This is a genomic window from Brevibacterium sp. AGC70 (assembly GCF_057334195.1).
In genome coordinates this window covers 132,065-140,994 of record NZ_JBHFIH010000009.1, presented here as the reverse complement: position 1 = coordinate 140,994, position 8,930 = coordinate 132,065, and the positions used below count along the sequence as shown (strand labels likewise).

Here is an 8,930-nt window from a genome sequence, read left to right as displayed (position 1 = left end):
CCCCGTCGCTGTTGGTGCTCCATGAATGATTGTCGGATATGGGCTCAGGTATTCGTGTGCGCACGCCGTGTGACGACTCGGCTTGGACGTGTGGGTAACGCCGATAATATACATTATGTTAAGTAAACGTACTCGGGACCACTCCTCTTGGGTTCTGTCATGTGCATTGGGTTCTGCCGTGTGTGCTTTTCGTCAACCACTGGTGACCGCGCCTTCCACTGGTGACCCCTTCTTCGGAGACGGAGCGGTGAGCCTCCGAATCTTCCGATGCGAGGCAAGCGACAGACGCGAAGACGTGAAGTCGCGCCGGTCGACTGAGAATTGTCGTGGTAGGCAAATTCGAGGAGGTGTCGCTGCGGGTAAATAGGATGCGACCATGACATCGACGTGCGTATTGTGTGACGTGGCCGATGGCACAGAGCCCGCTGAGATCCTCTGCGATGACGGCGAACGCGTCGCCATTACTCCCCTGCGCGTACTCTCCAGCGCGCAACGGCACCAATTCACACCCTGTTTTTCCCCCGAGTCCACTACGGCGGTCGTCCTGGTTGTCTCGACTCTGAGCGAACTGGGCTGTTCATCCTGACCGGCTCGTCATTCAGACACTCAAAGACGGACCTGGCATCAGCGCCGGTCGGAGTCGTCGATGAGCGGAGACTCCCCCAATCCGTTACTGTGGAGTAACCGAGCTCATGGCTAGTAGGGAGCGATCCGAGGTGGCCCCGATGTCACAGAATCCGCCAGGGCGCACGACCGAAAGGACGATTCCATGACCGTCGACACCGCATCTCCCGGAAAGATCTTCACGATCTGGAAGACGTTGGAGAAGCTGCCATTCGGCAACTGGCTCTTCACTCGAGCAGTGTGCTTCAAGGTCCCCTATTTCCGCACCGTTCATCCACTCATCCGCGAGCTGGCGCCCGGACTATGCCGTGTGAGCGCCCCCAATCGTCGCGGAGTGCGCAATCACCTCGGCACATACCACGCGATCGCATCATGCAACATGGCGGAGATCGCCGGTGGCATCATGACCGACGCGACGGTACCGTCCACGCATCGCTGGATTCCCGCCGGAATGGCCGTCGAATACAAGGACAGAGCCACCACGGGCGTCACTTCGATCGCACGGCTCGACCCGATCCCAGAGTTCGGCGAGGAGCCGATGGATCTGGTCGTGCCGGTCGACGTCCTGGACGCTGACGGGAATGTGTTCGTCTCTGCAGAGATCACCATGTACGTCTCCAGGAAGAAGGCGCGGTAGTCACGAGTCGAAGGGTGCGCCGGTCAGCGACCTGAGATGTTCAGAACTCGCTGCGCGTGTGAGGCTCCGGCGTCCGGCTCCGGCCTGGGCGCAGCGTATCCCCCTGCAGAACCCAAATCAGCAATGAGTTCGCCGAGATGTGTGGAGATGTACTCGGCAAGATCGTCATCGATCGGCCACACATCACCGGTTCCGATTGACAGATCGGCTGCATGGAGCGCCAGCTCGAGTATGCGCATATTCACGAGCTGGTGGCCGGAGATCAGTCCGATGCGATGGTGCACCTCTCTATCGAGGTCGCTCTCCCCCGCGATCCTTCGGAACGCCCGTTCATGCGTCCAGAACGACGCAACCAGATTCTCGCCGAGGTGGTCCTGTCCCCGAGTGGCCTCCACCTCCGCAGGCGGGGCCTGAGCGAGCAGCTTCTGATAGCGCAGCCCACCCCCGATGAGATGGTTGATCAACTGTTCATTGGTCCACTCACGACACCCGCTCGGCGAGTGAAGGTTCGCCTTCGAGACTCTCCTCAGCGCTGTGACCCAGCAAACCTCCGCCTGGTCGAGGTAGTTGTCGATGAGAGGATCGTCCATTGTTCGAGTCTTCCTGATCGCGGATTGGTATGGTCCTGACGGTACACATTGAATTCATTGATGGTCGGCATTGAGAAGTCAGTTCTCGCCAATCGGGAAGTCTCATCAAAGATGATCTATCCGGGTCCGTCTCGGTATACATTACTGACACTAGTGATGCGGACCACAACGACGTGGTTCGGTCACTGTGAGCAACTCCGACAAGGAAGTGAGGAGCCCCGCTATGGTTATGGCAAGTGGATCGGCCGACTATCTCGGTCTCGCGAACGCCCCTGTTCTCTGGATTCTGGCAATGGCAGTCATGGGTGTCGTCGTCGTCCAGTCACTCATCTATATGAATGCGGTGAAGAAGAACGCAGAATCGGCGGGAATGAGCCAACAGGAGGTCAAGTCGGCTTTCCGTGCCGGTGGTGTTGCGGCGATCGGGCCCTCGTTGTCTGTGGTCCTCGTCGCCATTGCACTCCTCCCCCTCTTCGGTACTCCCCCGGTCATCGTCCGCGTTGGTCTCATCGGCTCCGCAGCCACGGAGGTCGCGTCCGCATCGATTGCGGCAGGCACGATGGGTTCAAGCCTCGGTGATGAGACATTCACTCGCGGCGTCTTCATCGTCGCACTCATGGCCATGAGCCTCTCGGGCGCCGGCTGGATGATCTCCACCCTGCTCCTGACTCCGGTGTTCAAACGCAGCTCCCACAAGCTCGAGAAGGTCAACCCCGCGCTGATGTCCATCATTCCCGGTGCGGCGCTGCTCGCGGCCTTTGCGGCCCTGACGTTTCGGGAGCTCCCGAAGTCCCCGACGCACGTCGTCGCGATCCTCGTCTCAGCCGTGGTGATGTCGATCTGCCTCTTCCTCGCCAAGACCTTGAAACAGCCGTGGCTCAAGGAATGGGGACTTGGAATCTCCCTGCTTGTGGGCCTGATTGCGTCCTATTTCGCCCACTATGCCGGTCTCGGCGCACCCGAAGCCTGAGGAGAACATCATGTCGAACATCATCACGTCACCCTCACACGCGGCCTTCGAGCGGACGACGACGAAGTGGGGCTCTCTCACGCTGTTCATCGGCTTCCTCATCGCCACCTCGGTGCCGTTCTACCTCCTGTTCGTTGCGGATGCGAACGTCAACCTCGGTGAGATCCTCAAGGGGTTTCTGGCCGTATTCGCCGTCTACGGTGTCTTCTACATCGTCGAACCGCTGACCTACTTCCCGATCCTGGGACCGGCCGGCATGTACCAGGCATTTCTGATCGGCAACATCTCAAACAAGCTGCTGCCGTCGGCGATCGTCGCCCAGGACACCATCGGAGTGAAACCGGGCACACGCAAGGGCGAATATGCCGCGACCATGGCCATCTGCGGCGCAGCGTTGATCCACGTGGCGTCCATGGTGCTCTTCGTCGGAATCCTCGGCACGTGGCTGGTCTCGATCATCCCCGAGCCGGCGACACTCGTGGCCAAGCTCTACATCCTCCCTGCGATCCTCGGCGGAGTCACGGTCCAGCTCATCGCCTCTCTCAGACAGGTCAAATCCACACTCATCGCATTGGGCGCGGCTGCGCTCGTCATCCTCGTCCTCATTCCGCTCGTCCCGGTACTGGCCTCAGGCGATGTTGCCATCGTCGTCATCGTGACGATCGCCATCACCTGGTTCACACGCAACAAGGCCATGACCGACAAGACGGGGCCGAGCGACGGCGACAACGTCGGGATCAACTGACGATCACCTCGGCGCTCAGCCCCGAATACCTGAGATCATCGAAGACACCCACAGTGAAAGGACATCATGTCGCTCAATACCTCCCTCAGGGACGCCATTTCGGCCAACCTCGCTCAGACAGTCGCTGACTACAAGGACTTCCATCGGACGCCTGAGCTGTCCATGCAGGAGACTCAGACAGCCGCCACCATTCGTTCCACGCTCGAAGCACTGGGACTTGAGACGCACACCTTCGGCGGCACCGGCATCGTCAGCGTCATCGAGAACGGCGAAGGACCTGTCGTGGCCTATCGGGCCGACACCGACGGACTGCCGATCGCCGAAGACACCGGATACGACTACGCATCGACCGCGGAGGGAACACTTCCCGACGGGTCGACAACAAAGGTCATGCACGGCTGCGGCCACGACACGCATATCACCGTTGGACTGTATGTGGCCCGCTACCTCGTCGAGCACAAGGACCTGTGGTCAGGAAGTGTGGTCATGATCTTCCAGCCGGGCGAGGAGACCGGCGAGGGTGCGCGGGCAATGCTCGACGATGGTCTCTGGAACTCGATCGTCAGACCGGAGGTCATCTACGGACAGCACGTGTGGCCCGGCAAGGCCGGACACATCTACGTGGCGAAGGAGACCGCCATGGCGATGTCCGACTGTCTCAAAGTCACAGTCAGGGGCAAGCAGGCTCATGGCTCACAGCCCGAGAGCTCAATCGACCCGATCGTCCTCGGCGCCTACATGATCACTCGGCTGCAGTCCATCGTGTCGCGAGAGATCTCAGGTCGGGACATGGCTGTAGTCACAGTGGGCACCTTCCACGGCGGTCTGAAGGAGAACATCATTCCCGACTCCGCCGAATTCAAACTCAACATCCGCACCTTCAACGAGGAGGTGCGTGAGGTCGTCCTCAACCGCGTCGAACGGGTCATCCGCGCAGAAGCTCAGGCCTCCGGAGCTCCCGAGCCGATCATCGAAGAGATGTACCGCTTCCCGCGCTGCTACAACGACCCCGCGGCCACGGACCAGTTCCTCGACGTCGTCGGAGCCGAACTCGGCGAGGAACAGGTGCACCTGGACCGGGCCGTGACAGGCAGCGAGGACTTCGGAGCCTTCGGTGACGACATCGACGTGCCATACGTGTACTGGTTCTTCGGAGGGTACTCCCCCGCCAAGTTCGATGGTGACGAACCACCAGCAGGAAATCACTCCCCGTTCTTCGCCCCCGATGATGTCGAAACCACTCTGAAGACCGGTATTCGTGCGGGTCTGAGTGCCGTTCTCAGCACAGTTGGGAAGTGAGCCGGTGAGCGAGGAACTGCGCTGGTTGTCCACCCGTGAGCTGGCAGCCAAGATCGCGACGAAGGAGATCTCCGCCCGGGAGGCTCTCGACGATCATCTGGCCCGTATCGATGCGCTCAACCCGGCCATCAATGCGGTTGTCACCCGTGATGACGAAGCTGCGCTGGCACGTGCCGGCGCGGCTGACGAGGCGGTGGCAAAAGGCGAGCCGATCGGACCGCTGCACGGAGTGCCGATGACGCACAAGGACACACACGATACCGCGGGGCTGCGCACCACCTGGGGCTCGCCCATCATGGCTGATCGCATTCCGGACTCGGACTCGCTGATCATCTCTCGTCTCAAGGCTGCCGGTGTCAACACGACGGGCAAGACCAATGTTCCGGAATTCGCAGCGGGTTCCCACACCTTCAACCCGGTCTTCGGCACCACGGTCAACCCCTATGACACGTCCAAATCCGCGTCGGGTTCATCCGGAGGAGTCGGCGCAGTCTTAGCCGCGGGCATCCAGGCCTCTGGAGATGGCTCGGACATGGGAGGTTCGCTGCGCTCCCCTGCCTCGTTCAACAATGTCGTGGGCTTCCGCCCCTCGAATGGGCGAATCCCGCACACACTTCCCGGTAACCCGTTCGCATGGCTGGCACAGAGCGGTTTCATGGCGCGCACGGTCTCCGATGTGGCGCTTGCGATGAGTGCGGCGTCCGGACCAGAGCCTGGCGGACCTCGTTCGGTCGGCGAGCCGGGCAGCGTCTTCGATCTGCCCGAATTCGGCCTCGGAGCCGACATCGAACCCGACCTCAGCGGTGTGAAGATCGGATTCAGCCCGGACCTGAATGGGCTGCTTCCCGTTGAGAGCGAGGTGCACGAGATCGTGGCAGGCACGGCTGACGTGCTCTCCTCACTCGGGGCAGTCGTCGTCGACACGATCCCCAACCTCGGCGATGCCGATGAGGTCTTCAACGTTCGTCGTGCGCTGGACTTCGTCCATTCCTGGGGTCCTCTGCTCGAGAAGCATCCGGATCAGATCAAGGACTCCGTGGTCTGGAACATTGAGATGGGACTCAAGCTCACCGGTGCCGACGTGGTCTCCGCCGACCGTGCTCGTGCGCGTCTGCATGGAGAGATCGAGCGGTTCTTCGGAGAGCACGATCTCCTGGTGCTCACCACCTGCCAAGTACTTCCGTTCGACGCGACGATCGAATATCCCACGGAGATCAACGGGGTCGGGCTCGAGAACTATCTCGATTGGATGCGGGCCCTGTGTCTCATCTCGGCCACCGGGTGCCCGGCGATCTCCGTGCCTGCCGGCTTTTCGGCCTCAGGGCTGCCGGTAGGCGTCCAGCTCGTCGCGAAGCCGGGTGCTGACGTGGATCTGCTGCGCATGGCGCATGCCTTCGAAGCAGCGACGCAGATCTATCGCCGCCATCCTCAGCTCTCGGCGCCGATGCCCTGAGCCTGTGCGATCTGGGAGATCTCAGCAGCCAGATCGATGTCCTTGTCGGTGATCGACCCGGCATCATGGGTGGTCAGGGAGATGTCCACGTGCGGGAACCGCAGGTCCACATCCGGGTGGTGGCCTGCGGCTTCCGCCACGTCGGCGATCGCGTTGATGAACGTGACTCCGCTGATGAAGGATCCTGTCAGGAATCGTGCATGGAGTGCGTCGTCGGCTGATTGCCATTGCGTGAGTTCGTCAATTCGGTTCTGCATGGAACCAGCTTGGCACCGGCCAGAGTTGCAAGTCCATAGTCACGGCATCGACAAACTCGCCGAATCTGCTGGGTCAGGTATGCCATGCCTCATCATTGTTTGCCGAGCCTTCCCACACTGGAACCATTCTAGAAAAGGTGTCAGGCTATGGAACATGAGGACGGAACGAATCCGTCTCGTATCGCGAAGGAGAAACATATGCAGTTGAGCCCCGCTATGCAGAAGGTCCTCGGCGAGCAGGTCACTCTCGAGCTCGAAGCGTCGATGGTCTACCTGCAGCTGTCCATCCAACTCGACGATCTCGATCTTCCCGGCATGACACGCTGGATGCGTGCGCAGGCCGAAGAGGAGCAGGTTCACGCCGCGAAGTTCATCCAGCACTGCCAAGATCGCGACTTCGCTCCCCAGATCGGTGACATCGCTGCACCGAAGGTCTCGGGCTCACAGCCCATCGACTACTTCAAGGCAGCCTTGGCACATGAGGAGAAGGTCTCCGAGTCGATCCGCAATCTGTACCGTACCGCGCAGTCGGAGGGCGACCTCGACGTCCTGCCTCTTCTGCACTGGTTCATCGACGAGCAGGTCGAAGAGGAATCGACCATCTCGGAGATCATCGGTCGCCTGGATCGCGTGGCCGACAGCGGTTCCGGACTGCTCCGGATCGATTCCGAGCTCGGATCACGTCACCCTGAAATCAAGGCTGACAACGAGTGATCGACCGATGCTGATCATGGACGAGTGACCGCTGGTCACAGTCGGACCGACTGAGAGCGGCCGGACCTCATTGTGAGGTTCGGCCGCACTCAGTTCTCGTCGCTCTCAGCTCTGCAGGTACGAAGTCGGTGTCCTCAGGTTTCGAGCACAGCTTGGGAGACGAGCAGGACACAGGGAAGAGTCAGAAGCATGAGAACGGTCTGCATCGCGATGAGGGCGGCCATCAGCTCCGAATTTCCACCCAACTGACGGGCCATGACATAACCGGAACTTGCCGTCGCGATCGACTGGAAGATCATGGCGACCAGGGCAGGCGTGGTGGGAACGTCGAGCAGAACCAAGACGAGCAAGGTCAGCGCAGGTAAGATGATGAGCTTGGTCACGGTGGAATTAGCCATGGCGGCCACCTGCGCCCGCAACGGGAACCGCTGCAGACCCGCGCCGACGCACAGGAGTCCGATCGGCAGAGCCGAAGCCGCCAGCGGGGACAGGGCCGAGTCGACGACATCCGGAACTTGTACGCCGGTGAGATTGAACAGTCCGCCGGCCACACACCCGATGACCAGCGGATTCGTCACGACGACGCGGAGGATTCCGACAATGGAGCTGGGGCCGGTACGCAGAAACTCGAATCCGAGACTGGATACGATATTCACCGTGGGCACGAGAATGGCCGCGACGATGGCAGCCAGGGCGCTGCCTTCGGCCCCGAACAGACTTGCCGATATCGACAGTCCTATATACGTGTTGAATCGAATCCCACCCTGCAGCACCGAGGTGAAGGACGGCAGGTCACGAGCCACGAACCGGCGCAGCACAATGATGAGGATTGACACGAGCACTGTCGGGGCGATGAGGCCTGCTGCCAGCCGCCCGAGCGGAACATGTGCGACGCTGACCTCGGCGACAGAGGAGAACAGCAGCACGGGCAGCAGAACATAGTAGGAGAGTTTCTCCGCTCCCGACCAGAATTCGGAATTCGTGAAACCTGGGAGTCGTTTGAGTCCGCTGCCGCCGATGATCAAGACTGCGACGGGAACAAGGGCGAGAAGAACCGGAACGAGACTCACATGACTGAGAGTTTCATGAGATGGGAATCATTTCAAAGTTGAGTGTGTTTGACTCAATGTAACGACCTAACGAAACGAAAGGAAGCTCATGGCTACACGTTTTGACCCCATCCGTGACCTCGATCGATTCTTCTCGGAAGTGACTCGCACCCCGAACTCCACTTCGCTTCCCATGGATCTCTACCGTGACGGAGAGGTCTTCGTCGCACGTATCGACATGCCGGGCGTGGACCCGTCGAGCATCGATGTCGACGTCGAGGATCGTACGCTGACGGTTCGCGCTCAGCGACAGTCCGAGGTCGCGGACAAGGATGTGAAATGGCTGACCCGGGAACGTACGACCGGCACCTATGCCCGTCAGCTCACCCTCGGCAACAGGGTCGCACTTGACCGAATCCAGGCTGACTACCAGGACGGCGTGCTCTCGCTGACGATCCCCGTGGCAGAGGAAGCCCGACCACGTAAGATCAACGTCTCACACTCCAACCCCACCAGAGTCACCGAGGTCGTCGAAACCTCCCCAGCACAGGATGAGAATCCGGCCGGCGCCTGATCGACAGACACAACCCTT

General features: G+C 60.6%; 10 protein-coding genes. 7 read left to right on the top strand and 3 right to left on the bottom strand.

Annotated elements, in window-relative coordinates; all coding sequences use genetic code 11:
- Window positions 1-769 precede the first annotated feature (769 nt).
- Window positions 770-1,261, top strand: a complete 492-nt coding sequence (locus ACE03M_RS06075; RefSeq protein WP_485933149.1) for a hotdog fold domain-containing protein — start codon at window positions 770-772, stop codon at window positions 1,259-1,261.
- Window positions 1,262-1,284: 23 nt separating this feature from the next.
- On the opposite strand, the gene ACE03M_RS06070 is transcribed toward ACE03M_RS06075, so the two are convergent.
- Window positions 1,285-1,851 (bottom strand): maleylpyruvate isomerase N-terminal domain-containing protein, encoded by a 567-nt coding sequence (locus ACE03M_RS06070; protein WP_143921656.1) that lies wholly within the window; start codon window positions 1,849-1,851, stop codon window positions 1,285-1,287.
- A 223-nt stretch (window positions 1,852-2,074) separates the two neighbouring features.
- On the opposite strand from ACE03M_RS06070, the gene ACE03M_RS06065 reads away from it, so the two are divergent.
- The 4 genes from ACE03M_RS06065 (at window position 2,075) to ACE03M_RS06050 (ending at window position 6,318) form a co-directional block, all read left to right on the top strand.
- Window positions 2,075-2,821, top strand: a complete 747-nt coding sequence (locus ACE03M_RS06065; protein ID WP_143921655.1) for a DUF5058 family protein — start codon at window positions 2,075-2,077, stop codon at window positions 2,819-2,821.
- Between the two features lie 10 nt (window positions 2,822-2,831).
- Entirely contained in the window at window positions 2,832-3,566 is a 735-nt protein-coding gene (locus tag ACE03M_RS06060) for a hypothetical protein (protein WP_143921654.1), read from the top strand.
- Between the two features lie 66 nt (window positions 3,567-3,632).
- The gene (locus ACE03M_RS06055; RefSeq protein ID WP_143921653.1) at window positions 3,633-4,865 is read left to right on the top strand and encodes an amidohydrolase; all 1,233 of its coding nucleotides are present in this window, start codon (window positions 3,633-3,635) and stop codon (window positions 4,863-4,865) included.
- A gap of 4 nt (window positions 4,866-4,869) precedes the next feature.
- On the top strand, window positions 4,870-6,318 hold the full coding sequence (locus ACE03M_RS06050; RefSeq protein WP_143921652.1) for an amidase: 1,449 nt from the start codon (window positions 4,870-4,872) through the stop codon (window positions 6,316-6,318).
- Here the strand turns inward: ACE03M_RS06050 and ACE03M_RS06045 are convergent.
- On the bottom strand, window positions 6,294-6,575 hold the full coding sequence (locus ACE03M_RS06045) for a 4a-hydroxytetrahydrobiopterin dehydratase (protein ID WP_143921651.1): 282 nt from the start codon (window positions 6,573-6,575) through the stop codon (window positions 6,294-6,296). The two genes, ACE03M_RS06050 and ACE03M_RS06045, sit on opposite strands and share 25 nt — an antisense overlap.
- Window positions 6,576-6,773: 198 nt before the next feature.
- Here ACE03M_RS06045 and ACE03M_RS06040 point away from each other — a divergent pair, with 198 nt between their 5' ends.
- Window positions 6,774-7,289, top strand: coding sequence for a ferritin (locus tag ACE03M_RS06040; protein ID WP_143921895.1), 516 nt, complete (start codon window positions 6,774-6,776; stop codon window positions 7,287-7,289).
- A 134-nt stretch (window positions 7,290-7,423) separates the two neighbouring features.
- On the opposite strand, the gene ACE03M_RS06035 is transcribed toward ACE03M_RS06040, so the two are convergent.
- Window positions 7,424-8,359 (bottom strand): AEC family transporter, encoded by a 936-nt coding sequence (locus ACE03M_RS06035; protein ID WP_143921650.1) that lies wholly within the window; start codon window positions 8,357-8,359, stop codon window positions 7,424-7,426.
- Between the two features lie 88 nt (window positions 8,360-8,447).
- On the opposite strand from ACE03M_RS06035, the gene ACE03M_RS06030 reads away from it, so the two are divergent.
- Window positions 8,448-8,912, top strand: coding sequence for an Hsp20/alpha crystallin family protein (locus ACE03M_RS06030; RefSeq protein ID WP_143921649.1), 465 nt, complete (start codon window positions 8,448-8,450; stop codon window positions 8,910-8,912).
- Window positions 8,913-8,930 lie beyond the last annotated feature (18 nt).

Coding starts and splice junctions, on each gene's coding strand:
- ACE03M_RS06075 (WP_485933149.1), top strand. CDS start 770: ATGACCGTCGACACCGCATCTCCCGGAAAGATCTTCACGATCTGGAAG.
- ACE03M_RS06070 (WP_143921656.1), bottom strand. CDS start 1,851: ATGGACGATCCTCTCATCGACAACTACCTCGACCAGGCGGAGGTTTGC.
- ACE03M_RS06065 (WP_143921655.1), top strand. CDS start 2,075: ATGGTTATGGCAAGTGGATCGGCCGACTATCTCGGTCTCGCGAACGCC.
- ACE03M_RS06060 (WP_143921654.1), top strand. CDS start 2,832: ATGTCGAACATCATCACGTCACCCTCACACGCGGCCTTCGAGCGGACG.
- ACE03M_RS06055 (WP_143921653.1), top strand. CDS start 3,633: ATGTCGCTCAATACCTCCCTCAGGGACGCCATTTCGGCCAACCTCGCT.
- ACE03M_RS06045 (WP_143921651.1), bottom strand. CDS start 6,575: ATGCAGAACCGAATTGACGAACTCACGCAATGGCAATCAGCCGACGAC.
- ACE03M_RS06040 (WP_143921895.1), top strand. CDS start 6,774: ATGCAGTTGAGCCCCGCTATGCAGAAGGTCCTCGGCGAGCAGGTCACT.
- ACE03M_RS06030 (WP_143921649.1), top strand. CDS start 8,448: ATGGCTACACGTTTTGACCCCATCCGTGACCTCGATCGATTCTTCTCG.